We start from the raw sequence: 26,183 nt of genomic DNA on the forward strand, positions 1-26,183 counted from the left end.
GCAGAAAATTATCTTCCGCTGCCGTCCAATCGCCCTCGGTTTTTCTGGGGGACGCCACGATGTCGTTTTTTACGCCTTCGAACCGCTCGCTGACGCGTGAGACCAATCGGGTGGTCAATCCGCGGCGACTGCTGGCGCCGTGCCTGGCGCTGTCTCTGCCTTTGAGCCTGCTGATCTTTGGTGGCGGCGTCTGGGTCGGGCAGGGGCTTGGAATAGCGCGCGCGGCGATCAGCGTCGAGGAGTCGACGCCGGCCAGCGAGGGGCATTTCGTCATCGCACGGGTTGGCGAAATGGTCGGGCGGATGAAGTCACTGGAGTCCGATGTGCTCGCCCTGCAGCGGATGCTGAGCGAGCAGCGGGTGCTCGAGCGCGAGCTGTCGGCGCTGGATCCGGCGCTGCTGCCGGTGCTTGCGCCGGCACCGCTGGCCGGCGCTCAGGGCGGCCTGCTGCTGCCGCCGCGCGGTTGTGCGCAGGGCCAGACGCCCGCAGTCGAGCGCGAGCCCCTGCTCGATCTACAGCAAAGCGAAACCTCGGCGCGCTGTCTGCGTAGCGTGGTAGATGCACTGATGCGGGGCGTGGCCGAGCGTAACGCGGCTCTGATGACGATCCCCTCGCGTCGTCCGGTGGGACCGGCGCGGCTGGGTTCGGCCTATGGCAATCGGATCGATCCATTCCGGCAGCAGCTGGCGTTCCACTCCGGCGTGGATTTCGCGCTGAGCGCCGGCTCCGATGTGTTCGCCGCAGCGGGCGGTCGGGTGCGCTTTGCCGGTAATCGGGGCGCCTACGGCAAACTGGTGGAAATCGACCACGGCAATCGGCTGGTGACACGCTACGCGCACCTGTCGCGATTGCACGTGCGGGCCGGCGACATCGTCACACCGCAGCAGCGCGTCGGCGCGGTCGGCTCGACCGGTCGTTCCACCGGCCCGCACCTGCATTTCGAGGTGTTGCACCAGGGGCGCTTCGTCGATCCGCAGCGCTTCCTCGCCCTCGGTGAACTGCAGCGTGTCGACGATGATCTGGCGGCGGACTAGCGCGCATTCCAGCCGCGAGCTGCTGCGCGCCGAGCATCGGCCGCGGGTGATCCGGCCCGGGCGCCTGCCCTGGTTGCCGCTGCTCCTGCTGGCGGCGATTGCCGGGCTGCTGTGGTTGCGCCACGCCGACAGGAGCGCGCAAGCGCAGCACGTCGAGCAGCTCGCCACGGCGAACCAGGCGCTGCAGGCGACGCTTGCGCAGGGCCGCTTGCAGCGTCAGGAAATCCAGGCCACCAACGCGCAGTTGCTGCGCCGCAATGCCCAGCTGTCCGCGCAGATCGAGCAATTGCATACCGAGCTGGCGTTCTTCCGTCAGCAGAAGAAAAAAGCCCATTGATCTTGGAGTACCTGATGTTCAGCAAGAAGAAGCCGGCGCCGCGCGTGGTGATCGACCAGTTTTCCAGCCTGATTTGCGGCAACCTCTCGCTGGCGGGCGACCTGGAGTTCGAGGACGGCCTCAAGATCAGTGGGACAGTGCGCGGCAATGTCCTGCACAAACCGGGCACCCATAGCCTGCTGGCGCTGAGCGCGGAAGGACGGATCGACGGCAACGTCAGCAGCTTCGACGCGCTGATCGACGGCACGGTGGTCGGCGACGTGGTGGTCGAGCATCTGCTAGAGCTGCATTCCAATGCGCGGGTGCGCGGCAACATCCGTTATCGCCAGTTGAGCATGGAGAACGGCGCCGTGGTCGAAGGAGCACTCCAGCTTCTGAGCGACGAGGAGGAAACCGCGCAGATATTCGAACTGCCGCGGCTGCAGGGGCGCGAGGGCTGAACTGCACCTGCCCGGCCGCAGCGGCCGGGCGGCAGAGGCTCAGCGCTGCAGCTTCCAGGCGCGAGCGCCGATCACCAGCAGCGTGATCAGGGTCAGCGGCAGAACGAACCACAGCATGGCCTGACTGAACATGGCCAGCCCCGGTGCGTCGGTGCTGTGCATGATCAGCCAGGTAGTGTAGATCACGTAATAGGCGAAGAACAGCGCGCCTTCCCAGCGGCGAATGCAGTAGCCGGCGAAGAAGATCGGCAGGCACGCGGCCGCCACGGCGATCATCACCGGGAAGTCGAAGGCGATGGCGTTGCTCGAGACGCTGATGGCCGTCGGCGAAACCAGCGAGGCGAGACCGAGCACCGCCAGCAGGTTGAAGATATTGCTGCCGACCACGTTGCCCACGGCGATATCGCGTTCGCCCTTGATGGCGGCGATGACCGAAGTCGCGACCTCCGGCAGCGAGGTACCGGCGGCAATGATGGTCAGACCGATTACCAGCTCCGACAGCCCCAGCGCCTTGGCCAGCGTGACCGCCGCGTCCACCAGCAGGCCGGAGCCCTGCACCAGCAGCACCAGGCCGATGGCGATGAACAGCAGATGGCGCAGGCTGGCGAAGCGTCCGGCCGGCTCATGCAGACCGTATTCGTCTTCGAATTCCTGATTCTCGTTGTTGCGCGACTTCAGGCTGCTGATGATCAGGAAGCCGGTGTAACTCAGAACTGCGCCGAATAGCAGCACGCCATCCAGACGCCCGTACTGCTCGTCCATCGCCAGAAACCAGGCCAGCAGGCTGGCGCCGATCATGATCGGCACGTCGAAACGGATCAGCTGACGCGACACCAGCATCGGCGTGATCAGCGCCGAGAGGCCGAGGATGAACAGTACGTTGAAGATGTTGCTGCCGATTACGTTGCCCACCGCGATATCGCCCTGGTCGGCCACGGCCGATTGCACGCTGACCGCCATCTCCGGCGTGCTGGTGCCGAAGGCCACCACCGTCAGGCCGATGATCAGCGGCGAAATGCCGAACTGCGCGGCCAGCCGCGCCGCGCCGCGCACCAGCAATTCGGCGCCGGCGACCAGCAGCACCAGGCCGGCGAACAGGTAGACGAAGGTCATCAGGGTCACGGAACACACTCCATAGATGGGAAGACGGTTAGCGCTGCCGCCGCCAGGCGCGCACGGCGATCAGCACCAGCGTAATGGCAGTCAGGGGGAAGGCAAACCAGAGCATGGCATCGCGCAGATGCTCGAGGTTGCCAAGGCCGGTAGCAAACATCACCAGATACAGGCTGTAGGCCAGGTAGTAGGCCAGGAACAGCAGGCCATCCCAGCGAGTGATGCGATAGCCGGAGAAGAAGATCGGCAGGCAGGCGACGAATACCGCGAGCATCACCGGAAAATCGAACGCCAGCGCATTCGGCGAGATCGACAGGCCGTCGCCGGCCAGCGCGGCACTGGCGCCCAGCACCAGCAGCAGATTGAAGATGCAGCTGCCCACTACATTTCCGACCGCGATGTCGCGCTCGCCCTTGAGCGCCGCCAGCAGCGAGGCCGCCAGTTCCGGCAGCGAGGTGCCGACCGCGACGACGGTCAGACCGATCACCAGCTCAGAAAGACCGAACGCGCGTGCCAGCTCCACCGCGCCGACGATCAACAGATGAGCACCAGCCACCAGCAGGCCGATGCCAACGATCACCCGCAGCAGTTGCGTGGGCCAGGCCCCGGGCTGCGCATTGAATTCCGCGGCGAACTCATCGGGACCGGCGCTGGGGCGCTGACGGCGAGCGGCGCGAATGTGCAGTGCGGTATAGACAGCGAGACAGGCGAGCAGCAAAGCGCCTTCGCCGCGGCCGATATGCCCGTCCCAGGCCAGCGCATAGACCAGCAGGCCGGCGCCGAGCATCAGCGGCACGTCCAGGCGGATCAGCTGGCGCGATACCCGCAGCGGCGCGATCAGTGCGCAGAGTCCGAGGATCAGCAGGATGTTGGCGATGTTGCTGCCGATCACGTTGCCGACCGCAATGTCGCCGCTGCCGGCGAGTGCCGCCTCGAGGCTGACCGCGGTTTCCGGTGCGCTGGTTCCGAAGGCGACCACGGTCAGGCCGATTACCAGCGGCGGGATGCCGAGGCGCGCCGCCAGCTGCGTCGCGCCACGAACCAGGCTGCCGGCTCCGAAGGTCAGCAGAATCAGGCCGGCAAGCAGATAGGCGAGGGTGAGCAGTGTCATGGGTGTGGCGTACAAGAGGCCGACGGCGGCGTGCTGGCGTCGCGGCGATAGCGCCCGGAGTCGCGTCGCGCGTTCATTCGACCGTTTCGATCCGCACGGCCACCACGCCCCGCTCGATCATGCCGAGCTGCTGTGCGGCGGCGCGCGAGAGATCGATGATGCGGCCACGGCGAAACGGGCCACGGTCGTTGATGCGTACGGTGACCTTGCGGCCGTTGGCCAGGTTGGTCACCTGCACGCGCGTGCCGAACGGCAGCGAGCGATGGGCGGCGACAAGCGCGTTCTGGTCGTGACGTTCGCCGCTGGCGGTTCGCTGACCGTGGTGCATACGTGCGTAGTACGACGCCTTGCCCTGCTGGATGAAACCACGTTCCACCGGCGCGTGCGGCGCTGTCGGCGCGGGCTGCCGTTCGGCGCAGCCGGTGACGAACGCGAGCAGCAGTAGCGGAGCAAGCAGGCGTACGAGGTGCATGAACGATCCGTTCCTTGAAGAATTCTGCCGGCGAGTCAGTCGCAACCGGACGCTGGCGCGGCGCGCGCACTGACCGCGAACACCCGGCCGACCGGGCGACGCTCGGCGCGCAGCCGGCCGGGAGAGCCAGCCGCGCGCTGCTTAGCCTTCGAGTTTCCTCTTCAGCAGTTGGTTCACCTGGCCGGGGTTGGCCTTGCCTTTGGAGGCCTTCATTGCCTGGCCGACGAAGAAACCGAACATCTTGCCGCGTTTGGCTTCATCGCTGGCGCGGTACTGCTCGACCTGTTCGGCGTTGGCCGCCAGCACCTCGTCGAGCATCGCCTCGATGGCGCCGCTGTCGGTGACCTGCTTGAGGCCTTTCTTCTCGATGACTTCGTCAGCGTTCTCGCCTTCGCCGGCCGCGAGGGCTTCGAAGACCATCTTGGCGATCTTGCCGGAGATGGTGTCGTCCTTGATGCGCAGGATCAGACCGCCAAGCTGCGCGGCGGACACCGGCGACTGCTCGATCTCCAGACCGTCCTTGTTGAGCAGGCTGGACAGCTCGCCCATCACCCAGTTGGCCGCCAGTTTGGCGTCGCCACAGACCTGCTGCACGGCTTCGAAGTAGTCGGCCAGTTCGCGACTGGCGGAGAGCACCGAGGCGTCGTAGGTGGACAGGCCGAACTGGCTCTCGAAACGCGCACGCTTTTCACCCGGCAGTTCCGGCAGCTCGCCGCGCACCTGCTCGATGAAGCTCTCTTCCAGCACCACCGGCAGCAGGTCGGGGCAGGGGAAGTAGCGGTAGTCGTTGGCTTCTTCCTTGCTGCGCATCGAACGGGTTTCGTCCTTGTTCGGGTCGTACAGGCGGGTTTCCTGCACCACCTTGCCGCCATCCTCGATCAGCTCGATCTGCCGCTGCACCTCGTGGTTGATGGCCTTCTCGATGAAGCGGAACGAGTTGACGTTCTTGATCTCGGCGCGGGTGCCGAATTCGGCCTGGCCCTTCGGGCGCACCGAAACGTTGCAGTCGCAGCGCAGCGAGCCTTCGGCCATGTTGCCGTCGCAGATGCCCAGGTAACGCACCAGCGCGTGGATGGCCTTGACGTAGGCCACGGCCTCTTTGGCCGAGCGGATATCCGGCTCGGAGACGATTTCCAGCAGCGGTGTGCCGGCACGGTTCAGGTCGATGCCGCTCATGCCGTGGAAGTCTTCGTGCAGGCTCTTGCCGGCGTCCTCTTCCAGGTGCGCGCGGGTGATGCCGACGCGCTTGACCGTGCCGTCTTCCAGGGTGATGTCCAGGTGGCCCTTGCCGACCACCGGATGATCCATCTGGCTGGTCTGGTAGCCCTTGGGCAGGTCCGGGTAGAAGTAGTTCTTGCGCGCGAACACGTTGGTGCGGCCCAGTTCGGCGTCGATCGCCAGGCCGAACTTCACCGCCATGCGCACGGCTTGTTCATTCAATACCGGCAGGGTGCCGGGCATGCCCAGGTCGACCAGGCTCGCCTGGGTGTTCGGCTCGGCGCCGAAGGTCGTAGCGCTGCCAGAGAAAATCTTCGACTGGGTGCTGAGCTGGGCGTGGATTTCCAGCCCGATCACGGTTTCCCATTGCATGTGTATCGTCCTCAGAATCCGGCCGGGGTGCGGGTGTGCCAGTCGGTGACCTGCTGGTACTGGTGCGCCACGTTGAGCAGGCGCGCTTCCTGGAAGTACGGCGCCAACAGCTGCACGCCCACCGGCAGACCGTCGACGAAGCCGGCCGGCATGGACAGGCCGGGGATGCCGGCGAGGTTGGCGGTGATGGTGTAGATATCTTCCAGGTAAGCCGAGACTGGATCGGCGTTCTTCTCGCCGAGCTTCCAGGCCAGGTTCGGCGTGGTCGGGCCGAGAATCACGTCGACCTCGCCGAAGGCGCCGACGAAGTCGTTCTTGATCAGGCGGCGGATCTTCTGTGCCTTCAGGTAGTAGGCATCGTAGTAGCCGGCCGATAGTGCGTAGGTGCCGACCATGATGCGGCGTTTCACCTCGGCGCCGAAGCCTTCGCCGCGCGAGCGTTTGTACAGGTCTTCGAGGTTGACCGGATTCTCGCAGCGATAGCCGAAGCGCACGCCGTCGAAGCGCGACAGGTTGGAGCTGGCCTCGGCGGGCGCGATCACGTAGTAGGCCGGAATTGCGTGCTGCAGGTTCGGCAGGCTGATGTCCTTGACCGTGGCGCCGAGCTTCTTCAGTTGCTCGACCACGGCCAGCACGGCGTCGGCGATACGGCTGTCCAGACCGGCGCCGAAGTATTCCTTCGGCAGGCCGATGCGCAGGCCGGCCAGCGGCTGGTTCAGCGTCGCCAGATAGTCGTCCACCGGTGCGTCGACGCAGGTCGAATCCTTCGGATCGAAGCCGGCGATGGCGCCGAGCATCAGTGCGCAATCTTCGGCGGTACGCGCCAGCGGGCCACCCTGATCGAGGCTGGAGGCGTAGGCGATCATGCCCCAGCGCGAGACGCGACCGTAGGTCGGCTTGATGCCGGTGAGATTGGTCAGTGCTGCCGGCTGGCGGATCGAGCCGCCGGTGTCGGTGCCGGTCGCGGCCGGAACCAGGCCAGCGGCCACCGCAGCGGCCGAACCGCCGGAGGAGCCGCCGGGCACGCGGGAAGTGTCCCAAGGGTTCTTCACCGCGCCGAAATGGCTGGATTCGTTGGCCGAGCCCATGGCGAACTCATCCATGTTCAGCTTGCCGAGGCTGACCGCGCCGGCCGCGGCCAGCTTGGCGACCACGGTGGCGTCGTAGGGTGCCTTGAAGTTGTGCAGGATCTTCGACCCGCAGGTGGTCAGCACGTCTTGAGTGCAGAACAGGTCCTTGTGCGCTATCGGTGCGCCGAGCAGGGCGCCGTTCTCGCCGGCGGCGCGGCGTGCGTCGGCTGCCTGCGCCTGGCTGCGCGCCTGCTCGGCGGTGACGGTGATGAAGCTGTTGAGCTGCGGGTCGAGCTGGCCGATGCGCGCGAGCAGGGCGTCGCTCAGTTCGACAGCAGAGAAGTCCTTGGCGGCCAGGCCGCGGGCAATTTGCGCCAGAGTCAGTCGATGCATCACTCGATCACCTTGGGAACCAGATAGAGTCCGTTTTCCACAGCCGGGGCGATGGCCTGGTACTCGTCGCGGTGGTTGGTTTCGGTCACCTGATCGGCGCGCAGGCGCTGGGTGGCTTCCAGCGGATGGGCCAGCGGCTCGACGCCGGCGGTGTCGACGGCCTGCATGCGGTCGATCAGGCCGAGGATATTGTTGAGGGTCTCGGTGGTGCGCGGCAGATCGCTTTCATTCAGGCCCAGGCGGGCCAGGTGAGCGATCTTTTCCACTTCGCAGCGTTCAAGCGCCATCGCAGGTCTCCAGCGGAAAACGAATCGGGTTGCCATCCGTCGGTCGGCCGACGGAACGCTGGCGGCATGAGCCGCGGCAAGAGGGGGCTTCGAGCCCGGAAAAGCGGATGATCTTACATGCACGGGGCGCTTCCCGGTAGCGCGTCTGCAGCGCCTGGCGTGGCGACGATGGCCTGACGATTGCGCGCAATGGCGCACGTCTGGCGGCTGTGGGGCGGATTCGCGCCTTGCCCTAACTTGGCACCATTGTTAGAGTTTGCGGCACTTTTTTCCCCACGCGTTTGCCCCAGGGCCCTTTCCCAATGTTCAAGAAACTGCGTGGCATGTTTTCCAGTGATCTGTCGATCGACCTGGGCACTGCCAATACCCTCATCTATGTGCGCGATCGCGGCATCGTTCTCGACGAGCCCTCGGTAGTCGCCATCCGCAGCCACGGCAACCAGAAGAGCGTGGTGGCCGTAGGCACCGAGGCCAAGCGCATGCTCGGCCGTACCCCGGGCAACATTTCCGCGATCCGGCCAATGAAGGATGGCGTGATCGCCGATTTCAGCGTCTGCGAGAAGATGCTGCAGTACTTCATCAACAAGGTGCACGAGAACAGCTTCCTGCAGCCCAGCCCGCGCGTGCTGATCTGCGTGCCGTGCAAGTCGACCCAGGTCGAGCGCCGGGCGATCCGCGAGTCTGCGCTGGGCGCCGGCGCGCGCGAAGTCTTCCTGATCGAGGAGCCGATGGCGGCTGCGATCGGCGCCGGCCTGCCGGTGGACGAGGCACGTGGCTCGATGGTCGTCGACATCGGTGGTGGTACCACCGAGATCGCGCTGATCTCCCTCAACGGCGTGGTTTACGCCGAATCGGTACGGGTCGGCGGCGATCGCTTCGACGAGGCCATCGTCACTTACGTACGCCGCAACTACGGCAGCCTGATCGGCGAATCGACCGCGGAGCGCATCAAGCAGGAAATCGGTACCGCCTTCCCGGGCGGCGAGATCCGCGAGGTCGACGTCCGTGGCCGCAACCTGGCCGAGGGCGTACCGCGCAGCTTCACCCTGAACTCCAACGAAGTGCTCGAGGCGCTGCAGGAGTCGCTGGCGACCATCGTCCAGGCGGTCAAGAGCGCGCTGGAACAGTCGCCGCCGGAACTGGCTTCCGATATCGCCGAGCGTGGCCTGGTGCTGACCGGTGGCGGTGCGCTACTGCGTGATCTCGACAAGCTGTTGTCGCAGGAAACCGGCCTGCCGGTAATCGTCGCCGAGGAGCCGCTGACCTGCGTGGCGCGTGGCGGCGGTCGTGCGCTGGAAATGATGGATCGTCACGCCATGGACCTGCTCTCCACCGAGTGAGGCACAGGCGGCAGTAACCGATGCGGCGAACCGAAGGCCGAGCGCGACTCTGCTTTCGGCTCGCCGCGTTCAGTTTGTAGCAGGCAGTTTCGAGGGCTTCACGATCAAACCGCTATTTGCCAAGGGACCTTCGCTCGGCGTGCGCCTTCTGGTGTTCGCCGTGCTCTGTGTCGCGCTGATGGTGGTGGATGCACGTTTCGATTCCCTCAAACCTGTGCGTAGCCAGATGGGGCTGGTACTGACCCCGTTCTACTGGCTGGCTGACCTGCCGGTGCGCGCCTGGAAGGGCGCTACCGAGCAGATCAGCAGCAGCAGCAGCCTGGTCGCGGAGAACGAGAAGCTCAAGGCCGAGGCGCTGTTGCTGCAACGCCGCCTGCAGAAGCTGGCGACACTCACCGAGCAGAACGTGCGGCTGCGCGAGTTGCTCAATTCCGCGGCGCTGGTCGATGACCGGGTGATTGTCGCCGAGCTGATCGGCCTGGACCCCAATCCGTTCACCCACCGAATTCTGATCGACAAGGGCAGCCAGGATGGTGTCTTCGTCGGCCAACCGGTACTCGATGCCAATGGCCTGATGGGGCAGGTGGTGGAAGTGATGCCGTATGCGGCACGCGTACTGCTGCTGACCGACGTTACGCATAGCATTCCGGTGCAGGTGAATCGCAACGGCCTGCGCGCGATCGCCGCCGGCACCGGCGATTCGGAGTACCTGGAGCTGCGCCATGTCGCCGAAACGGCGGATATAAAGGAAGGTGATCTGCTGGTCAGTTCCGGCCTCGGCCAGCGCTTCCCCAGCGGCTATCCGGTGGCGCAGGTGAAGGAAGTGGTGCGCGACTCGGGGCAGCCGTTCGCCATCGTCCGCGCGGTGCCCACCGCCATGCTCAATCGCAGCCGCTATCTGTTGCTGGTTTTCAGTGACTCGCGCAGCCCCGAAGAACGCGCCGCTGCGGCCGCCGAGGCGCAGGCCAGCGCCGATCGTCAGGCGGCCGAGCGTGCCGAGAAGACTGCCGATCAGCCTGAGGTGAAAGCGCAAACCATACCGGCCGGCGACAGCCAGCCTGCCGTGCCAGCGGAACCGAGCGCCGGCGAGGTGCGACCATGATTGCCGGGCGTGCGCACAATGGCTGGGTAATCTGGTTGTCACTGCTGGTGGCCCTGCTGCTCAGCATCGCACCGATGCCGGCGAGCACCGAGCTGGCCCGGCCGCTTTGGCTCGGCCTGGTGATTGCCTTCTGGTCGCTGGCCTTGCCGCATCGTGGTGGTATGGGGCTGGCGTTCGTCTTTGGCCTGATGCTGGATGTGCTGGCCGGCACACTGCTCGGACAGAACGGCCTGCCGCTGATCCTGATTGCCTTCCTCGTGCTGAGCCTGCAGCAGCGTCTGCGTATGTTCCCGCTATGGCAGCAGAGCATGGTGTTGCTGGTCGTTCTCGGGTTGGCGCAGCTGGTGCAGCTGTGGCTCAACACCCTGACCGGCAACCGGCCGCCGACGCTCATCTTCCTCGTGCCGGTGCCAATCAGCGCCTTGCTCTGGCCGTGGATTTTCGTCGTGCTGCATTGGCTGCGTCGTCGTTTCGACGTCAACTGAGTCCACCACAGGACCTCCCGCCGCCGCGGCAGTCGGGCATGGTGTTCGACCAAGGCCCGCATTGAACCCTGCCTGCTTTTCTGAAATCATGCGGCCTTCATGGCGCTGGGCCATCATTTTTTGCGTGTGGTCCAGAGCTATTTCGATACGGCGCAGACAGAACGCGGGCGAGTGGCTATGGATGCTGAGGTTTTGGTGAGTTCCCGCAGAATGCGGTCGTGGCTGGCGGGTGGCGGCGCCCTGGCGATCCTGCTGCTGGTCGGGGGTGGCTATAGCCAGGCCGAAAGCGCCGCGCCGACTGCGACGGGCGTCTCCGTACAGTCATCTGTCGGTACGGTGCCGGCCGAGATGTCGCGCGAGGAGCAACTGAATCGCAAGCAGCGTGAACTGGAGACGGCCGGGCAGGAGAGGCTGCAGCTGCAGGAGCGGCTTCGTAGCGAGAAGGGCTCGCTGGATTCCGCCCTGCTGCAGCTTGCCAGCGCCAAGTCGCTGATCCACCAGGAGATCGAAGATTTCCTCAAGCAACCAGCCGGCCAGGAGCGCCTGGACGGACTGCTTGCCGACTACCGACGCGGCAGCGAGGCCGAGCAGGCCGCGCGGCAGCGCGTGCAGGCGGCCGAAGAGGAGCTGGGACGGCAGCATCTGAAATATGCGCAGCTCACCCGTGAAGTGGAGCGATTGACCGCACTGCTGGCATCCGAGGCGCGCGAGCGCAACGCCAAGAAGGTTCAGGCCATCGCCAGACGCCTGGAGCGTACCCTGCATTTCAACGAGACGGTGTCGTTCCGCTGTTCGACCAGCAAGAGCATGGCGGCCTGCCTGGCCGAGCATCGCAACGACAGCCGCATGTCGCAGTGGGTGCAGGAGCGTTACCAGCGCGTGTTGAGTGAGGAGCTGCGCGACGAGATCGACAGCCTGCAGCTCGACCCGAACTGGTATTCCTATCGCGCCCGGGCAGATTTCTCCGAAGCGAGCATGAACCTGGATGGCACGGTCAGCGCTGAAGTGATCATCGAGGCGGCGATCAAGCCGAAGAAGGTGATGCCCTGCGCCATCCTCGGCGTGAGCAGCGAACTGTGCGATGCGCGCAGCTATTCGCTGATCGTGCGCAGCAACCGCTTCAACGATCAGGTGCGTATCAACGATCAGGTTCACGGCGCGACGCCGGTGTCGTTGATCCTCGAGAGCGGCGAGTACGATGTGCAGGTGACGCACGAAGGCGTCACTCAGACGCGCAAGTTGTCGCTGGACGACGATCGCGTGGTCAATTTCCGCTTCTGATTTCCGCGCGCCCGGCCGATTCCGGCCGGGCCATTTGCTTCCCTGCAACCAGCGCGTGTGCGACCCTTTCCTGCATTTCTCGACAGGGTCCGCAATGAGCAGCTTGTATCTCGCATCGGCGTCGCCGCGACGTCGTGAACTCCTGCAACAGATCGGTGTGCCGTTTTCCCTCCTGGCGGTGAGCGTCGACGAGACGCCGTTGCCGCACGAGACGGCCGAGGACTACGTCCGGCGCGTGGCGCTGGACAAGGCCCGCGCCGGACTTGCTGTCCTGCCTGACGCGGATGCCTGCGTGCTTGCCGCCGATACCAGCGTGGTGCTGGATCAGCGCATTCTCGGCAAGCCGGCGGATCGGGCCGAAGGCCTGGCCATGCTGGCGGCGCTGTCCGGGCGCAGCCATCGGGTGTTGACCGCCATCGTGCTGGCGAACCGCGGCGCCTGCGAGGTGTGCCTGGTCGACAGCGAAGTCGAGTTCCGCGCCATCGATGCGACCGAGGCGCAAGCCTACTGGGACAGCGGCGAGCCGCAAGACAAGGCGGGCGGCTACGCGATTCAAGGTTGGGGGGCGGTGTTCGCCAACCAGTTGCGCGGCAGCTATTCGGCGGTGGTCGGCCTACCATTGTGCGAAACGGCGCAGCTGCTCGACCGCTTCGGATTGCCGCGCTGGAGCAAAAGCGCCGGTTAGAGCCTGTGGCTGCGGCGTTTATCTCGCTAGAATCGGCGCAGACCTGACAGCTGTGGCTGCTTCAAATCCGCTTTTCGGCCGAGAAAAACGACAATGAGCGAAGAGATCCTGATGAACATCACCCCCATGGAGTCACGGGTGGCGGTGGTGGAGAACGGCGTCCTGCAGGAGGTGCACGTCGAGCGCACCCAGCGCCGCGGCATTGTCGGCAACATCTACAAGGGCAAGGTGGTGCGGGTGCTGCCGGGCATGCAGGCGGCGTTCGTCGACATCGGCCTGGATCGCGCGGCGTTCATCCACGCCTCGGAGATTTCCGCGCGCGAAGGCAACGCCGTCGAGCCGATCAGTGCGCTGGTGCACGACGGCCAGAGTCTGGTGGTGCAAGTCACCAAGGACCCGATCGGCACCAAGGGCGCGCGGCTGACCACGCAGCTGTCGATACCATCGCGCTATCTGGTCTACATGCCGCGCACCAGCCACGTCGGCATTTCCCTGCGGATCGAGGAGGAGGCCGAGCGCGAGCGACTCAAGCAGATCGTCGCCGAGTGCGTCGCCGCCGAAGGGATCGAGGAGGCCGGCGGATTCATCCTGCGCACGGCGGCCGAGGGGGCCGGGCGCGACGAGATTCTCATGGATATCCGCTATTTGCGCCGGCTGTGGGAACAGATCGCCGGGCAGATGAAGACCGCTGCCGCGCCTTCGCTGATCTACGAAGACCTGACCCTGGCGATGCGCACGCTGCGCGATCTGGTCAACCCGCGCATCGAGAAGATCCGCATCGACTCGCGGGAGAACTTCCAGAAGGTCAGCCAGTTCGTCGGCGAGCTGATGCCCGAGCTGCGCGATCGCCTCGAACACTACCCGGGGGAACGGCCGATCTTCGACCTCTACGGCGTCGAGGATGAGATCCAGAAGGCGCTGGAACGCAAGGTGATGCTCAAGTCCGGCGGCTACCTGATCATCGATCCGGCCGAGGCGATGACCACCATCGACGTCAATACCGGCGCCTTCGTCGGTCATCGCACGCTGGAAGAAACCATCTTCAAGACCAATCTGGAGTCCGCCACGGCGATCGCCCGCCAGCTGCGCCTGCGCAACATCGGCGGCATCATCATCATCGATTTCATCGACATGGAAGACGAGGAGCATCGTCGCCAGGTGCTGCGCACCCTGGAAAAGCAGCTCGAACGCGACCATGCCAAGACCAACATCATCGGCATCACCGAACTGGGCCTGGTGCAGATGACCCGAAAGCGTACCCGCGAAAGCCTCGAGCAGGTGCTCTGCGAACCCTGCGCCAGCTGTCAGGGGCGCGGCAAGCTGAAGACCCCGGAAACCGTCTGCTACGAGATCTTTCGCGAGATCCTGCGTGAGGCCCGTGCCTACCAGCCGGAGGGTTATCGGGTGCTGGCCAACCAGAAGGTCATCGACCGGCTGCTCGACGAGGAGTCGGGCAACGTCGCCGATCTGGAGAGCTTCATCGGCCGCTCGATCAAGTTCCAGGTCGAGAGTATGTATTCGCAGGAACAGTACGACGTGGTGCTGCTCTGAGCCGAATGCACCCCAGGCCTGAGCCGCGGAGCGCTGCCCGATGAACCGCCTCGCCCGTTTCCTCGCCGTGCTGCTGCGCCAGTCGCTGTCGATTGCGGCGTTGGGGCTGGTCGTCGCGGCGCTGTATGTCAGCCTGGGCCGGCAACTGGTGCCGCTGGTCGCCGAGTATCATCTGCAGGCGCAAGACAAGGCCACCGAGCTGCTGGCGATGCCGGTCCAGCTGGGGCGCCTCGAAGGGCGCTGGCAAGGGCTGGCGCCACAGCTGCTTGCGCACGATGTGCTGCTGGGCGAGGGCGCGGCGGCGATGCACCTGGAGCGGCTGGTGGTGGTGCCGGATATCGCGGGCAGCCTGTGGGCGCGTGAGTTGCGTCTGGCGGCGCTGCGTTTCGAGGGTGTGCGCCTCAGTCTGACGCAGGATGCCGATGGCCGTTGGCGAGTCGAAGGACTGCCGGCGCGGGACAAGCAGCCGCCCACCGATCCCGCCAAGCTCCTGCGCTCGCTGCAGAAGATTCGCGCGCTGGTGCTGGTCGACAGCCAGCTGACCGTGGAACCCTTTGGCGAGACGCCACTGACGCTGACTTACGCCAATCTCAGCCTGCAGAACGATGGCGGTGACCTGCGCCTGGACGGACGCACCGTATTGCCCGATGGTCAGCCGCTGGCGCTGCAGGTTCGGGCGCAGCTGCAGCCCGAGCGCTGGCAGCAGGCAGCGGTCGACGTTTATCTGAGCCTGCCGCAGAGCGACTGGGCGGCCTGGCTGCCGAAGAAGCTGACCGCCGACTGGCGGCTCGACCGCGTGCAGGCGGGTGGCGAGGCCTGGCTCAGCTGGCGGCAGGAGCGCCTCGCGCGAGCGGTGCTGCGCCTCGATGCGCCGCGGGTCGAAGCGGCCTATGGCAAACACCCGGTGCAAAACCTCGATGATCTGGCCTTGACCGCCTATGCCGAGCGCACCGCGCGTGGCTATCGGCTGCTGATCGATGAGCTCGGCTTCAACCTGGGTGAATCGCGTTGGGGCGAGGCGCGCCTGCTCATCGAGCACGACGAACACAGCAACGGTTGGCAGCTGCAGGCCGATCGCCTGGGAATCGCGCCGCTGGCGACCCTGACGCAGGCGCTGGCGCCATTGCCGGAAAGCGCCGCGGAGATTCTCGCCGACCTCGCGCCACGCGGCACGTTGCGTGCGCTGCAGGCCACCTATCGCCCCGGATTGACCGGCGCCGAGCGACTGCAGTTCGCCGCGCAGCTCGATCAGGTGACGATCGGCGCGCACCACTGGATTCCCGCCGCCGAGCAGGTCAGCGGCAGCATTCAGGGCGATCTCGCCGGCGGCGAGTTGCGCATCGACAGCCAGGATTTCGCCCTGCATCTGGCGCCGCTGTTTCCCCAGCCCTGGCGTTACCGTCAGGCGCAGGGGCGGCTGCGTTGGAGCCTGGATGAGCAGGCCTTCACCCTGGTCGCGCCCTATCTGCGGCTGGACGGTGAGGAAGGCCAGCTGGCCGGTGACTTCCTCATCCGCCTGAATCGCGACCCGGCCATCGAGGATTACATGGACCTGCGCGTCGGCCTCACGCAGGGCGATGCGCGCTACACGGAAAAATACCTGCCGACCCGCTCGCCAGCGCTGAGTCCGGCGCTCAGCGAATGGCTGCACACGGCGATTCGCGGCGGCGCCATCGAGCAGGGCTATTTCCAGTACCAGGGCAGTCTGCACAAGGACGCCGTCGATGGTGCGCGCAGCATCAGCCTGTATTTCAAGGTGCGCGATGCCGAGCTGGCCTACCAGCCTGGCTGGCCGGCGCTGCGCGAAGGGCGCGGCGAAGTGCTGATCGAGGACAGTGGCGTGCGCGTGCGGCTCGCCGAGGGCCGCATTCTCGACAGCCGCGTGCAGAACGCCACGGCGGAAATTCCGCACGCCGCTCCCGGACAGAAGCCGCGTCTGGCGATCAACGGACAGTTGCAGAGCAGTGTCGGTGACGGACTGAAGATCCTGCGCGAGGCGCCGCTCGGTGCCGCCGAGATTTTCGCCGGCTGGCAGGGTGAGGGTGAGCTGGACGGCTCGCTGGCGCTGCTGATCCCGCTGGCCAAGGGCGAGCCGCCGCACGTCCTGGTTGATTTCGCCAGCCGCGCGGCGACGCTGCACATCGCCAGCCCGGAGCTGGACTTCGCTCAGCTCTCCGGTCAGTTCCGCTATGACACCGATGCCGGCTTCAGCGCCCGCGACATCCGCGCGCAGCTGTTCGGGCGGCCGGTCCGGGGCAGTGCCGTGGCGACCGGCGACCGGCGTAATCCGGCAACGCGGATCGAAGCGCAGGGCGATATCGCTCTGCAGCGTCTGGCAACCTGGCTGGGGCTGCAGCAGCCGCTGCCGGCCAGCGGCGAACTGCCCTATCAGCTGCGTCTGGATCTGGCCGGCGCGGATAGCCGCCTGCAACTCGACTCTTCGCTGGCCGGGTTGGCCATCGAGCTGCCGGCACCCTTCGGCAAGCCGGCTGGCGAGCGGCGCGACACTACCTTGCGTATGACGCTGCAGGGCGCCGAGCGGCGCTACGCCGTGCAGCATGGCGAACTCGCCTCCCTGAACTTCGCGGCGCCGGCGGCTGACTGGCAGGCCGGTCGTGGTGAATTGCGACTCGGCGCCGGCGCGGCGGCACTGCCGACGGCGCGCGGTCTGCGCGTGCGCGGGCGGCTGGAGCAGCTCGACTGGCAGGCGTGGCAAAGCGTGCGCGAGCGCTATCTGCCGGCCGCCGGTGGCTCGACGACGGTTCCCCTGCTGCGCGAAGCACAGCTGGATATCGGCCGTTTCGATGGCTTCGGCACGCATATCGACGCGCTGGGTGTCGAACTGCGCCGAGCGACCGATGCCTGGACGCTCAACCTGCGCAGCGATCTGATCAACGGGACGGTGCAGCTGCCGGATGGCGAGGGTGCGCCGCTCGTGGCAGATCTGCAGCGTCTGCGCCTGCCTGCCGCCGAACCGACTGTCGAGCCGGCGCAGCGTAGCGATCCGCTGGCCGATGTCGATCCGACGCGTCTGCCGGCGATGGACATCACCGTCGCCGAGGTGGTGCAGGGCGAGGCGCCGCTGGGCCGCTGGGCGCTGAAGATGCGCCCGGTAGCCAATGGCGTGGCGTTCTCGGCGTTGGATCTGAATCTGAAAGGATTGCGCATTGAGGGCGCCGGCGAGTGGCGTGCGGGGCGCAGCGCGTTCAAGGGGCGACTGTCCGGGGGCAATCTGGCGGATGTGCTGTTGGCGTGGGGCTTTGCTCCCTCGACCACCAGCGAGCGCTTCCGCATGGATGTCGATGGCAGCTGGCCGGGCTCGCCGGCCTGGTTCGGCCTGGCGCGCTTCTCCGGCAATATGCAGCCGCGGCTGCGCAAGGGCCAGTTCGTCGAAGTCGAAGGGAGCGCGCAGGCGTTGCGGGTGTTCGGTCTGCTCAACTTCAACTCGATCGGTCGGCGGCTGCGCCTGGATTTCTCCGATCTGTTCGGCAAGGGGTTGAGTTACGACCGCATGGGCGGCGAGCTGCAGGCCAGCGACGGAATCTACCGCACCCGCGAGCCGATAACCGTGACCGGGCCATCGAGCAATCTCGAACTCAATGGCACGCTGGATATGGTGAATGACCGCATCGATGCGAAGCTGCTGGTCACGCTGCCGGTGAGCAACAACCTGCCGCTGGCGGCGTTGATCGTCGGCGCGCCGGCGGTCGGCGGCGCGTTGTTCGTGGTCGACAAGCTGCTGGGCGACAAGGTTGCCCGGTTCGCCAGCGTTCAGTACAACGTCGAGGGTCCCTGGCAGTCGCCGCAGATCAGCTTCGACAAGCCCTTCGAAAAGCCCAATTGAGGTGGCGGCGCGTTAGCGTCGCCGCCGGTTCTTCTCCGCATGATCGGTGTACCTGCCATGTCGCTCGCAGTCATTCAGATGGTCAGCCAGGCCGATGTCGAGGCCAACCTGCTCAGCGCGCGGGTTCTGCTCGAACAGGCCGCAGCAGCCGGCGCGCGGCTGGCGGTGCTGCCGGAAAACTTCGCGGCGATGGGCCGTAGCGATCTGCCGGCGCTCGGCCGTGCCGAGGCGGCAGGCGAGGGGCCGATCCTGCCGTGGTTGAAACAGACCGCGCGCGACCTCAGGTTATGGATTGTGGCTGGAACACTGCCGTTGCCGCCGGACGATCAGCCGCAGGCCCGGCCACACGCCTGTTCGCTGTTGTTCGACGAGCATGGGCAACGGGTTGCACGTTACGACAAGCTGCACCTGTTCGATGTGGACGTCCCGGATAATCGCGGTCGCTACCGTGAGTCGGACGACTACGCGTCGGGCGATGGGCTGGTAGTGGTCGATACGCCGCTCGGGCGGCTGGGGATGACAGTCTGTTACGACCTGCGCTTTCCCGAGCTGTATACGGCGCTGCGGCTGGCCGGCGCCGAGCTGGTCAGCGTGCCCTCGGCGTTCACCGCAGTGACCGGCGCGGCGCACTGGCAAACGCTGGTACGTGCGCGGGCCATCGAGACGCAGTGCTATATGCTGGCCGCGGCGCAGGGTGGTGCTCATCCCGGCGGCCGCCTGACCCACGGTCATTCGTCTATCGTTGACCCGTGGGGGCGCATCCTGTGCGAGCAGGCCGATGGCGAGGCTGCCTTGACGGCCCGGCGCGATGCCGCGGAGCAATTGGCCATCCGCCAGCGCATGCCGCTGACCGGCCACCGACGATTTGAAGTGCCGCGCCTGGTCGCGGCGAGTTTGGAGTGACTATGAGTGAACTGCTGTTGCCCGCCGTCGAGCGGCTTCTGACTCCCGGCGGCCTGGGCATTGACGACCTGCCTGCGCTGCTGGGGGAACTCGCCGGGCCGGGTATCGACGCGGCCGATCTGTATTTTCAGGACCAGGTCAGCGAGTCCTGGGTGCTGGAGGACGGCATCGTCAAGGAGGGCGGCTTCCACCTGGAGCAGGGCGTTGGTGTTCGCGCGTTGTCCGGCGAGAAGACCGGCTTCGCCTACAGCAATGCGATCACCGCCGAGGCGCTGCGCCAGGCGGCGCAGGCGGCCCGTTCGATTGCCCGTAGCGGTCAGCAGGGCAGCGTACGGGTGCTGTCGAGGGCGGCCTTTGCGCCGCTGTACAGCCAGGAGAATCCGCTGGACGGGTTGAGCCGGGCGGAAAAGGTCGAGCTGCTCAAGCGCATCGATGTCGCCACGCGAGCGCTCGACCCGCGCATCAAGCAGGTCACGGTGAGCCTGGCGGGCGTTTGGGAACATATTCTGGTTGCCGGCATGGATGGCGGCATGGCGGCCGATGTCAGGCCGCTGGTGCGTTTCAACGTCAGCGTGATCGTCGAACAGAACGGCCGCCGCGAGCGGGGCGGCCAGGGTGGCGGTGGACGGCTGGGCTACCAGTATTTCCTCAGCGAGGACCGCGCGATGGGCTATGCGCGCGAGGCGTTGCGCCAGGCGCTGGTTAATCTCGAGGCACAGCCGGCACCTGCCGGCAGCTTGCCGGTGGTGCTCGGGCCGGGCTGGTCCGGCGTGCTGCTGCACGAGGCGGTCGGCCACGGGCTGGAGGGCGACTTCAACCGCAAGGGCAGTTCGGCCTACAGCGGGCGTATCGGTCAACAGGTGGCTTCGAAGCTGTGCACCATCGTCGACGACGGTACCCTGGCCGATCGGCGCGGCTCGCTCAGCGTGGATGACGAGGGTACGCCGACGCAGTGCACCACGCTGATCGAGAACGGCGTGCTCAAGGGCTACATCCAGGACAAGCTGAATGCGCGCCTGATGGGTGTCGCGCCTACCGGCAACGGCCGCCGCGAGTCCTACGCGCACCTGCCGATGCCGCGCATGACCAACACCTATATGCTGGCCGGCGAGAGCGATCCCGAGGAGATCATCCGTTCGGTCAAGCGCGGCCTCTACTGCGCCAGTCTTGGTGGCGGCCAGGTGGATATCACCAGCGGCAAGTTCGTGTTCTCCACCAGCGAGGCTTATCTGATCGAAGATGGGCGGATCACTGCGCCAGTCAAAGGTGCGACGCTGATCGGCAACGGCCCGGAGGTGATGACGCGGGTGTCGATGGTCGGCAACGACCTGGCGCTGGACAGTGGCGTCGGCACCTGTGGCAAGGATGGCCAGTCGGTGCCAGTGGGCGTCGGTCAGCCGACGCTGAAGATCGACGAGATCACCGTCGGCGGAACGGGCGCCTGAAGCCGCTGGAGGCGGCAGGAAGGCGTGCGGTCTGGCTTATTTCAGGCCGCGCTTGGTTTCATCGAGGTCGCGGATGTATTTGAAGATCTTGCGACTCGCCGCCGGCGGTTTGTTGCGCGCGGCTTCATGCTGGGCATGGCGGATCAGGCCGCGCAGGTGCTGGCGATCGGTGTCGGGGTAATCGGTGACGAAGGCTTCCAGCGTTTCGTCGTTGCCGGCGATCAGGCGATCGCGCCAGCGCTCCAGGGCATGAAAGCGTTCGTTGTACTGGCGGGTGGAGGCGTCGAGTTGGTCGACCAGAGCCAGAATGGCGTCGATGTCCTGTCCACGCATCAGCTTGCCGATGTATTGGATGTGGCGTTTGCGGGCGATGTGTGCGGTGTGTTTGGGCGCGTCGGCGAGTGCCTTGCGCAGCGCGTCGCTCAGCGGCAGGCGTTCGATCAGGTCGGGCTTGAGCGTGGTCAGGCGTTCGCCCAGTTCCTGCAGCGCATGCAGCTCGCGTTTGACCTGGGATTTGCTCTTCTCGTCGAAAACGCCGTCGTCGGAGTATTCAGGCATGGGGATGGTCCATTGGGAAATGCCGCCATGATAACAGCAGCCTTGCCGGGCCGGCTCTGCCGTCGGCGGGCTGGGTCACGATCGAATGCGGGGCATGGGAGTTCTTATGAGTGAAGTAGAAGGCATCGGTCCGCAGGTCGAGCCGGGCTTGCGCGAGAAAGTCGAGCGCATCATCGAGGAAGCGCGTCGGCAGGGTGCCAGCGCCAGCGAGGTGTCGGTGTCGATGGAGCAGGGGCTGTCGACCACCGTGCGCCAGGGCGAGGTTGAAACCGTCGAGTTCAATCGCGACCAGGGCTTCGGTATTACGCTCTACGTCGGTCAGCGCAAGGGCTCGGCGAGCACCACGGGCAGCGGCGACGCAGCCATTCGCGAAACAGTGGCTGCTGCGCTGGCCATTGCGCGGCATGCGTCCGAAGACGAATTCGCCGGGCTTGCCGACGCGGCGCTGATGGCGCGCGAGCTCCCGGACCTGGACCTGTTCCATCCCTGGTCGGTTTCCCCCGAACAGGCGATCGAAACGGCGCTGCGCTGCGAGGAGGCGGCGTTCGCAGTCGATCCGCGCATCCGCAATGCCGACGGTACCAGCCTCAATACCCATCAAGGCTGCCGCGCCTACGGCAACAGCAACGGCTTCATCGGCAGTTATTGCAGCACGCGCCACAGCCTGAGTTGCGTGATGATTGCCGAGCATGCCGGGCAGATGCAGCGCGACTACTACTACGACGTCAGCCGTCGCGCCGATACATTGGCCGATCCGCTGAGCATCGGGCGCCGCGCCGCCGAGCGTGCGGTCAGACGCCTGGGGGCACGACCGGTGCCGACGTGCGAGGTGCCGGTGCTGTTCGCGGCCGATCTGGCGACCGGGCTGTTCGGTCACTTTCTCGCCGCGATCTCCGGCAGCAACCTCTACCGCAAGGCGTCCTATCTGGAGAACGCCCTGGGGCAGACGCTTTTTCCCGAGTGGCTCAGTCTGGACGAGCGTCCGCACCTCGCTCAGGCGCTGGGCAGTGCCTCCTATGATGGCGATGGCCTGGCGACCTATGCCAAGCCCTTTGTGGAGAACGGCCAGCTGATCTCCTATGTGCTGGGGACCTATTCCGGGCGCAAGTTAGGATTGCCGAGCACCGCCAATGCGGGCGGCGTGCATAACCTGTTCGTCAGTCACGGCGAGGAAGACCAGGCCGCGCTGCTGCGGCGCATGGGGCGTGGCCTGCTGGTGACCGAACTGATGGGGCAGGGGCTGAATCTGGTGACCGGTGATTATTCGCGTGGTGCCGGCGGTTACTGGGTGGAGAACGGCGAAATCCAGTTCCCGGTACAGGAGGTCACCATCGCCGGCAACCTGCGCGACATGTTCCGCCAGATCGTTGCCGTCGGCTGCGATACCGAGACTCGCAGCAACATCCGCACCGGCTCGGTGCTTATCGAGCGGATGACGGTCGCGGGGAAATAGAGAGGGCGTCACGGGCGTCCTGACGACAAGGCGCCATGGTGTGGAATCTGGGCGGCGAGCAGGAATAATTCCGCTCGCCGGGGCGCCAGGCGCTATTCGCCTTCCTCGAAATAATCTTCGATTAGTGCGATCAGTGCGGCCAGGGCGGCCTCGTCTTCGTCACCCTCGGTCTGCAGATGCAGGGCGGTGCCCTTGCTGGCAGCCAGCATCATGACCGCCATGATGTTCTTGCCATCCACCAGAGTGTCCGGGCAGCGTCCGACGCGAATGCTGCATGGATAACGATTAGCTACGCCGACGAACTTGGCGGCCGCGCGAGCGTGCAGGCCGAGCTTGTTGATGATGGTGACGTCGCGGGCGGGCATGGGGCTGTTCGTCCTAGGCTATGTCGCGGTGGCGGACCTGCAGATTCTTCAAGGGCGCCTTGAGCGCCTGGCCCAGGCGTTCGGCCAAATAAACGGAGCGGTGATGACCGCCGGTGCAGCCGATGGCGACCGTGACATAGGCACGATTGCTGGCGGCGAAGCGGGGCAGCCACTTGCTCAGGTAGCCGTGAATGTCCTGGAACATCTCGTCAACGTCCGGCTGCGCGGACAGATAGTCGATGACCGGTTGATCGAGACCGGAATAGTCACGCAGCTCAGCTTTCCAGTAAGGGTTCGGCAGGCAGCGCACGTCGAACACCAGATCCGCATCTACCGGCATGCCACGTTTGAAACCGAACGATTCGATGAGAAAAGCGGTGCCGGGCTCGGGTTGGTTGAGCAGGCGCAGTTTGAGCGTGTCGCGCAGCTGATAGAGATTCAGGTGCGTGGTGTCGATCTTGAGGTCGGCATGGTCGATGATCGCAGCGAGCAGCAGCTCTTCGTCGCGGATCGCCTCGGCCAGCGAACGCTTGTCGTTGGTCAGCGGGTGACGCCGGCGAGTCTCCGAGAAGCGTTTGAGCAGGGTTTCGTCATCGGCATCGAGGTAGATCACGTCGCACTGGATATGACGGGACCGTACTTCGTCGAGCAGTTCGGGGAAGCGCTTGAGCTGGCTCGGCAAATTGCGTGCATCGATGGATACGGCGACCTGCGGTTGCAGCAGCTCGGTGTGGAGTAGGGCACGTTCGGCCAGCTCAGGGAGCAGGCCGGCCGGGAGGTTGTCGATGCAGTAGAAGCCGTTGTCCTCCAGAGCGTCGAGGGCGGTGCTTTTTCCCGATCCGGAGCGGCCGCTGACGATAATCAGGCGCATCTACTGGCCGTTTTGCACATCGACCACGACCTGATAAAGGTCGTCGTTGGTGGGGGCTTCACGCAGGCGCTGGCGGACGTCTTCGCGGTCGAGCATGCTGGCAATCTGGCGCAGCAATTCGAGATGTTCATCCGTCGCCGCTTGCGGTACCAGCAAAACGAATAACAGATCGACCGGGGCGCCATCGATGGCGTCGAAATCCACCGGTGCTTCCAGACGCAGCACGGCGCTGAGCGGCGAATTGCAGCCCGCCATGCGGCAGTGCGGAATGGCTATGCCATTGCCGAAACCGGTGGAGCCGAGTTTTTCGCGGGCGATCAGGCTCTCGAAGATGGCCTGTGCATCGAGGTCGGGCAGGTCCTGCGCGATCACCTTGGCGATCTGCTCGAGGACGCGTTTCTTGCTGCCGCCTGGGACGTTCACCAAGGAACGCCCAGGGGTCAGGATGGATTCCAGTCGGATCATGATGCGAGTCAGCGAGCCACTACGCCCTGGGTGTGGTCGAGCTGCTTTTCCTTGTGCTTGATCAGCTGGCGATCGAGCTTGTCGACCAGCAGATCGATGGCGGCATACATATCTTCGTGTTCGGCGTTGGCCACCACTTCGCGACCGGCGATGTGCAGTGTGCCCTCGGCCTTCTGCTTGAGCTTCTCGACCTGCAGGATCACCTGGATGCTGATGATGCGATCGAAGTGGCGGGACAGCCGCTCGAATTTCTCCTCGACATAGCTACGCAGGGCGTCAGTTACTTCCAGATGAAGACCGCTGATGTTGATTTGCATACTGCTTCTCCTAATTGCCTGCTGCGAAGGTGGCCGGTACAGGACCTGCCGCCGAAACATTCAACCTGGCCGCACTATAGTCGCTTGCGTTCGCTTGAGGGAGCGATGCCAAGCGATTCACGGTATTTGGCGATTGTGCGACGGGCAACCTGGATGCCCTGTGCCTCCAGTAGACCAGCGATCTTACTGTCACTCAATGGCTTTTTGGGGTTTTCCGCGGCGACCAGTTTCTTGATGATCGCGCGAATCGCGGTGGACGAGCATTCGCCGCCTTCGGCCGTACTGACGTGGCTGGAGAAGAAGTATTTCAGCTCGTAAATACCCCGCGGCGTGTGCATGTATTTCTGCGTGGTCACGCGCGAGATGGTTGATTCGTGCATGCCTACCGCCTCGGCGATGTCGTGCAGCACAAGGGGTTTCATCGCTTCGTCGCCGTGATCGAGAAAACCGCGCTGATGTTCGACGATTTGCGTGGCGACCTTCATCAGCGTCTCGTTGCGGCTGAGCAGGCTCTTGATGAACCAGCGCGCTTCCTGCAGCTGGTTGCGCATGAAGGTGTTATCGGCACTGGAGTCAGCGCGTTTGACGAAGCCGGCGTATTGCGCGTTGACACGCAGGCGCGGCATGGCGTCCTGGTTCAGCTCCACCAGCCAGCGGTCGTTGTGCTTGCGCACGATCACGTCTGGCACCACATATTCTGGCTCGCTGGCCTCGATCTGCGAGCCGGGGCGGGGGTTGAGACTCTGTACCAGCTCGATCACCTGGCGCAGCTCGTCTTCCTTGAGCTTCATCCTGCGCATCAGCAGGCTGTAGTCGCGATTACCCAACACATCAAGGTAATTGCTCACCAGTTGCTTAGCCTGTTCCAGCCAGGCGGTCTGTTCGGGCAGTTGGCGCAGTTGCAGCAGCAGGCATTCGCTAAGGTTGCGGGCACCGATGCCGGCAGGTTCGAACTGCTGGATACGGTGGAGCACCACTTCGATCTCGTCGAGCTCGACCTCAAGCTCGGGATCCAGCGACTCGAGCACCTCTTCCAGACTTTCTTCCAGATAGCCCTGGTCATTGATGCAGTCGATCAGGGTCGTGGCGATCAGCCGGTCGGTATCGCTCATCGGCGCCAGGTTGAGCTGCCAGAGCAGATGGCTTTGCAGGCTGACGCCGCTGGAGGTGCGGGTGGTGAAATCCCAATCGTCATCGTCGTTGCTTGGCAGGCTGCTGGCGCTGGTCTGGTAGATGTCTTCCCAGGCAGTGTCGACGGGCAGTTCGCTAGGAATGCGCTCGCCCCAGTCGCCTTCTTCCAGGTTGTCGGCGTTATGCGTGGGTTCTTCGTAAAGATTGTCGCTGCTCGTCTGGCTGGCCGAGGGGCCTTCACCGTTCTGATCGGCGGCTTCAGCCATGGGGTCGGCGTGACTGAAGTCGTCGCCATCCTCCTCGCGTTCGAGCATCGGGTTGGAATCCAGAGCTTCCTGGATTTCCTGCTGCAGATCCAGCGTGGAAAGCTGCAGCAGTCGTATGGCTTGTTGCAGCTGCGGCGTCATCGTCAGCTGCTGGCCCATCTTCAGGACTAGCGATGGTTTCATGGCAGAGGACTTCGAACCTTATGTGCCGGCGCAACCGCGCCCGTTCCCAATAGGCGCTAGGCGCCGAATGAAAGCAAATTATATGCCTGCC

Annotated in this window: 25 protein-coding genes; 13 read left to right on the plus strand and 12 right to left on the minus strand. The window is 65.2% G+C overall.

Annotation, left to right across the window (positions count from 1 at the left end; all coding sequences use genetic code 11):
- Positions 1-59: 59 nt before the first annotated feature.
- Genes AC0ZJQ_RS04095 through AC0ZJQ_RS04105 form a run of 3 tightly spaced genes read left to right on the plus strand, consistent with a single transcriptional unit; the run spans position 60 to position 1,811 of the window.
- Positions 60-1,034: a M23 family metallopeptidase gene (locus tag AC0ZJQ_RS04095; protein ID WP_165593998.1), complete on the plus strand. Its 975-nt coding sequence runs from the start codon at positions 60-62 to the stop codon at positions 1,032-1,034.
- Entirely contained in the window at positions 1,015-1,371 is a 357-nt protein-coding gene (locus AC0ZJQ_RS04100) for a hypothetical protein (RefSeq protein WP_167136534.1), read from the plus strand. Before AC0ZJQ_RS04095 ends, AC0ZJQ_RS04100 begins: the two co-directional genes overlap by 20 nt.
- 14 nt (positions 1,372-1,385) lie before the next feature.
- Positions 1,386-1,811: a bactofilin family protein gene (locus AC0ZJQ_RS04105; RefSeq protein ID WP_102827744.1), complete on the plus strand. Its 426-nt coding sequence runs from the start codon at positions 1,386-1,388 to the stop codon at positions 1,809-1,811.
- Between the two features lie 39 nt (positions 1,812-1,850).
- On the opposite strand, the gene AC0ZJQ_RS04110 is transcribed toward AC0ZJQ_RS04105, so the two are convergent.
- From AC0ZJQ_RS04110 to gatC, 6 genes are all read right to left on the minus strand, one after another.
- On the minus strand, positions 1,851-2,933 hold the full coding sequence (locus tag AC0ZJQ_RS04110; RefSeq protein ID WP_008567336.1) for a calcium/sodium antiporter: 1,083 nt from the start codon (positions 2,931-2,933) through the stop codon (positions 1,851-1,853).
- A gap of 28 nt (positions 2,934-2,961) precedes the next feature.
- On the minus strand, positions 2,962-4,035 hold the full coding sequence (locus AC0ZJQ_RS04115) for a calcium/sodium antiporter (RefSeq protein WP_476477364.1): 1,074 nt from the start codon (positions 4,033-4,035) through the stop codon (positions 2,962-2,964).
- Between the two features lie 73 nt (positions 4,036-4,108).
- Positions 4,109-4,507: a septal ring lytic transglycosylase RlpA family protein gene (locus tag AC0ZJQ_RS04120; RefSeq protein ID WP_167136035.1), complete on the minus strand. Its 399-nt coding sequence runs from the start codon at positions 4,505-4,507 to the stop codon at positions 4,109-4,111.
- Positions 4,508-4,648: 141 nt separating this feature from the next.
- A complete protein-coding gene (gatB, locus tag AC0ZJQ_RS04125; protein ID WP_167136038.1) occupies positions 4,649-6,097 on the minus strand; it encodes an Asp-tRNA(Asn)/Glu-tRNA(Gln) amidotransferase subunit GatB in 1,449 nt (482 codons plus the stop codon).
- Between the two features lie 11 nt (positions 6,098-6,108).
- Positions 6,109-7,560: an Asp-tRNA(Asn)/Glu-tRNA(Gln) amidotransferase subunit GatA gene (gene gatA / locus AC0ZJQ_RS04130; RefSeq protein ID WP_155551547.1), complete on the minus strand. Its 1,452-nt coding sequence runs from the start codon at positions 7,558-7,560 to the stop codon at positions 6,109-6,111.
- Positions 7,560-7,847 (minus strand): Asp-tRNA(Asn)/Glu-tRNA(Gln) amidotransferase subunit GatC, encoded by a 288-nt coding sequence (gatC, locus tag AC0ZJQ_RS04135; protein ID WP_167136040.1) that lies wholly within the window; start codon positions 7,845-7,847, stop codon positions 7,560-7,562. The genes gatA and gatC overlap by 1 nt, the downstream gene beginning before the upstream one ends.
- Positions 7,848-8,149: 302 nt before the next feature.
- Here gatC and mreB point away from each other — a divergent pair, with 302 nt between their 5' ends.
- The 9 genes from mreB to tldD all read left to right on the plus strand — a co-directional run bounded on the left by mreB (position 8,150) and on the right by tldD (position 20,483).
- On the plus strand, positions 8,150-9,187 hold the full coding sequence (gene mreB / locus AC0ZJQ_RS04140) for a rod shape-determining protein MreB (RefSeq protein WP_008567329.1): 1,038 nt from the start codon (positions 8,150-8,152) through the stop codon (positions 9,185-9,187).
- Positions 9,188-9,326: 139 nt separating this feature from the next.
- Positions 9,327-10,289, plus strand: a complete 963-nt coding sequence (gene mreC / locus AC0ZJQ_RS04145) for a rod shape-determining protein MreC (protein WP_391639173.1) — start codon at positions 9,327-9,329, stop codon at positions 10,287-10,289.
- Entirely contained in the window at positions 10,286-10,774 is a 489-nt protein-coding gene (gene mreD, locus AC0ZJQ_RS04150; protein ID WP_008567325.1) for a rod shape-determining protein MreD, read from the plus strand. The genes mreC and mreD overlap by 4 nt, the downstream gene beginning before the upstream one ends.
- Positions 10,775-10,984: 210 nt before the next feature.
- Positions 10,985-12,055: a PEGA domain-containing protein gene (locus AC0ZJQ_RS04155; RefSeq protein ID WP_237264497.1), complete on the plus strand. Its 1,071-nt coding sequence runs from the start codon at positions 10,985-10,987 to the stop codon at positions 12,053-12,055.
- A gap of 94 nt (positions 12,056-12,149) precedes the next feature.
- Positions 12,150-12,740, plus strand: a complete 591-nt coding sequence (locus AC0ZJQ_RS04160; RefSeq protein ID WP_458989311.1) for a Maf family protein — start codon at positions 12,150-12,152, stop codon at positions 12,738-12,740.
- Between the two features lie 93 nt (positions 12,741-12,833).
- The gene (gene rng, locus AC0ZJQ_RS04165; protein WP_008567322.1) at positions 12,834-14,291 is read left to right on the plus strand and encodes a ribonuclease G; all 1,458 of its coding nucleotides are present in this window, start codon (positions 12,834-12,836) and stop codon (positions 14,289-14,291) included.
- Positions 14,292-14,331: 40 nt separating this feature from the next.
- Positions 14,332-18,135 (plus strand): YhdP family protein, encoded by a 3,804-nt coding sequence (locus AC0ZJQ_RS04170; RefSeq protein WP_476477365.1) that lies wholly within the window; start codon positions 14,332-14,334, stop codon positions 18,133-18,135.
- Between the two features lie 57 nt (positions 18,136-18,192).
- Positions 18,193-19,038: a carbon-nitrogen hydrolase family protein gene (locus AC0ZJQ_RS04175; protein ID WP_008567321.1), complete on the plus strand. Its 846-nt coding sequence runs from the start codon at positions 18,193-18,195 to the stop codon at positions 19,036-19,038.
- Positions 19,039-19,040: 2 nt separating this feature from the next.
- Positions 19,041-20,483: a metalloprotease TldD gene (tldD, locus tag AC0ZJQ_RS04180; RefSeq protein WP_008567320.1), complete on the plus strand. Its 1,443-nt coding sequence runs from the start codon at positions 19,041-19,043 to the stop codon at positions 20,481-20,483.
- 36 nt (positions 20,484-20,519) lie between these two features.
- Here tldD and yjgA read toward each other — a convergent pair whose 3' ends face one another.
- Positions 20,520-21,041 (minus strand): ribosome biogenesis factor YjgA, encoded by a 522-nt coding sequence (yjgA, locus tag AC0ZJQ_RS04185; protein WP_008567319.1) that lies wholly within the window; start codon positions 21,039-21,041, stop codon positions 20,520-20,522.
- Between the two features lie 106 nt (positions 21,042-21,147).
- Here yjgA and pmbA point away from each other — a divergent pair, with 106 nt between their 5' ends.
- The gene (gene pmbA / locus AC0ZJQ_RS04190; protein ID WP_008567318.1) at positions 21,148-22,494 is read left to right on the plus strand and encodes a metalloprotease PmbA; all 1,347 of its coding nucleotides are present in this window, start codon (positions 21,148-21,150) and stop codon (positions 22,492-22,494) included.
- A gap of 92 nt (positions 22,495-22,586) precedes the next feature.
- On the opposite strand, the gene AC0ZJQ_RS04195 is transcribed toward pmbA, so the two are convergent.
- The 5 genes from AC0ZJQ_RS04195 to AC0ZJQ_RS04215 all read right to left on the minus strand — a co-directional run bounded on the left by AC0ZJQ_RS04195 (position 22,587) and on the right by AC0ZJQ_RS04215 (position 26,092).
- Entirely contained in the window at positions 22,587-22,859 is a 273-nt protein-coding gene (locus AC0ZJQ_RS04195) for an HPr family phosphocarrier protein (protein ID WP_008567317.1), read from the minus strand.
- A gap of 13 nt (positions 22,860-22,872) precedes the next feature.
- Positions 22,873-23,730, minus strand: a complete 858-nt coding sequence (gene rapZ / locus AC0ZJQ_RS04200; protein WP_237264509.1) for an RNase adapter RapZ — start codon at positions 23,728-23,730, stop codon at positions 22,873-22,875.
- Complete coding sequence (gene ptsN, locus AC0ZJQ_RS04205) at positions 23,731-24,195, minus strand: PTS IIA-like nitrogen regulatory protein PtsN (protein WP_008567314.1); 465 nt, start codon at positions 24,193-24,195, stop codon at positions 23,731-23,733.
- A gap of 8 nt (positions 24,196-24,203) precedes the next feature.
- On the minus strand, positions 24,204-24,512 hold the full coding sequence (gene hpf, locus AC0ZJQ_RS04210; RefSeq protein ID WP_008567313.1) for a ribosome hibernation-promoting factor, HPF/YfiA family: 309 nt from the start codon (positions 24,510-24,512) through the stop codon (positions 24,204-24,206).
- A 74-nt stretch (positions 24,513-24,586) separates the two neighbouring features.
- Positions 24,587-26,092 carry an RNA polymerase factor sigma-54 gene (locus tag AC0ZJQ_RS04215; RefSeq protein ID WP_237264511.1) on the minus strand — a complete coding sequence of 502 codons (1,506 nt, stop codon included), beginning with the start codon at positions 26,090-26,092 and terminating at the stop codon, positions 24,587-24,589.
- Between the last annotated feature and the right edge of the window lie 91 nt (positions 26,093-26,183).

The organism is Stutzerimonas sp. 21-1, assembly GCF_056336065.1.

Excerpts from the sequence above, each read along its gene's own strand:
- AC0ZJQ_RS04095 (WP_165593998.1), top strand. The coding sequence starts at position 60 with ATGTCGTTTTTTACGCCTTCGAACCGCTCGCTGACGCGTGAGACCAAT.
- AC0ZJQ_RS04100 (WP_167136534.1), top strand. The coding sequence starts at position 1,015 with ATGATCTGGCGGCGGACTAGCGCGCATTCCAGCCGCGAGCTGCTGCGC.
- AC0ZJQ_RS04105 (WP_102827744.1), top strand. The coding sequence starts at position 1,386 with ATGTTCAGCAAGAAGAAGCCGGCGCCGCGCGTGGTGATCGACCAGTTT.
- AC0ZJQ_RS04115 (WP_476477364.1), bottom strand. The coding sequence starts at position 4,035 with ATGACACTGCTCACCCTCGCCTATCTGCTTGCCGGCCTGATTCTGCTG.
- AC0ZJQ_RS04120 (WP_167136035.1), bottom strand. The coding sequence starts at position 4,507 with ATGCACCTCGTACGCCTGCTTGCTCCGCTACTGCTGCTCGCGTTCGTC.
- gatB (WP_167136038.1), bottom strand. The coding sequence starts at position 6,097 with ATGCAATGGGAAACCGTGATCGGGCTGGAAATCCACGCCCAGCTCAGC.
- gatA (WP_155551547.1), bottom strand. The coding sequence starts at position 7,560 with ATGCATCGACTGACTCTGGCGCAAATTGCCCGCGGCCTGGCCGCCAAG.
- gatC (WP_167136040.1), bottom strand. The coding sequence starts at position 7,847 with ATGGCGCTTGAACGCTGCGAAGTGGAAAAGATCGCTCACCTGGCCCGC.
- mreB (WP_008567329.1), top strand. The coding sequence starts at position 8,150 with ATGTTCAAGAAACTGCGTGGCATGTTTTCCAGTGATCTGTCGATCGAC.
- mreD (WP_008567325.1), top strand. The coding sequence starts at position 10,286 with ATGATTGCCGGGCGTGCGCACAATGGCTGGGTAATCTGGTTGTCACTG.
- AC0ZJQ_RS04155 (WP_237264497.1), top strand. The coding sequence starts at position 10,985 with ATGCGGTCGTGGCTGGCGGGTGGCGGCGCCCTGGCGATCCTGCTGCTG.
- AC0ZJQ_RS04160 (WP_458989311.1), top strand. The coding sequence starts at position 12,150 with ATGAGCAGCTTGTATCTCGCATCGGCGTCGCCGCGACGTCGTGAACTC.
- rng (WP_008567322.1), top strand. The coding sequence starts at position 12,834 with ATGAGCGAAGAGATCCTGATGAACATCACCCCCATGGAGTCACGGGTG.
- AC0ZJQ_RS04170 (WP_476477365.1), top strand. The coding sequence starts at position 14,332 with ATGAACCGCCTCGCCCGTTTCCTCGCCGTGCTGCTGCGCCAGTCGCTG.
- AC0ZJQ_RS04175 (WP_008567321.1), top strand. The coding sequence starts at position 18,193 with ATGTCGCTCGCAGTCATTCAGATGGTCAGCCAGGCCGATGTCGAGGCC.
- tldD (WP_008567320.1), top strand. The coding sequence starts at position 19,041 with ATGAGTGAACTGCTGTTGCCCGCCGTCGAGCGGCTTCTGACTCCCGGC.
- yjgA (WP_008567319.1), bottom strand. The coding sequence starts at position 21,041 with ATGCCTGAATACTCCGACGACGGCGTTTTCGACGAGAAGAGCAAATCC.
- pmbA (WP_008567318.1), top strand. The coding sequence starts at position 21,148 with ATGAGTGAAGTAGAAGGCATCGGTCCGCAGGTCGAGCCGGGCTTGCGC.
- AC0ZJQ_RS04195 (WP_008567317.1), bottom strand. The coding sequence starts at position 22,859 with ATGCCCGCCCGCGACGTCACCATCATCAACAAGCTCGGCCTGCACGCT.
- rapZ (WP_237264509.1), bottom strand. The coding sequence starts at position 23,730 with ATGCGCCTGATTATCGTCAGCGGCCGCTCCGGATCGGGAAAAAGCACC.
- ptsN (WP_008567314.1), bottom strand. The coding sequence starts at position 24,195 with ATGATCCGACTGGAATCCATCCTGACCCCTGGGCGTTCCTTGGTGAAC.
- hpf (WP_008567313.1), bottom strand. The coding sequence starts at position 24,512 with ATGCAAATCAACATCAGCGGTCTTCATCTGGAAGTAACTGACGCCCTG.
- AC0ZJQ_RS04215 (WP_237264511.1), bottom strand. The coding sequence starts at position 26,092 with ATGAAACCATCGCTAGTCCTGAAGATGGGCCAGCAGCTGACGATGACG.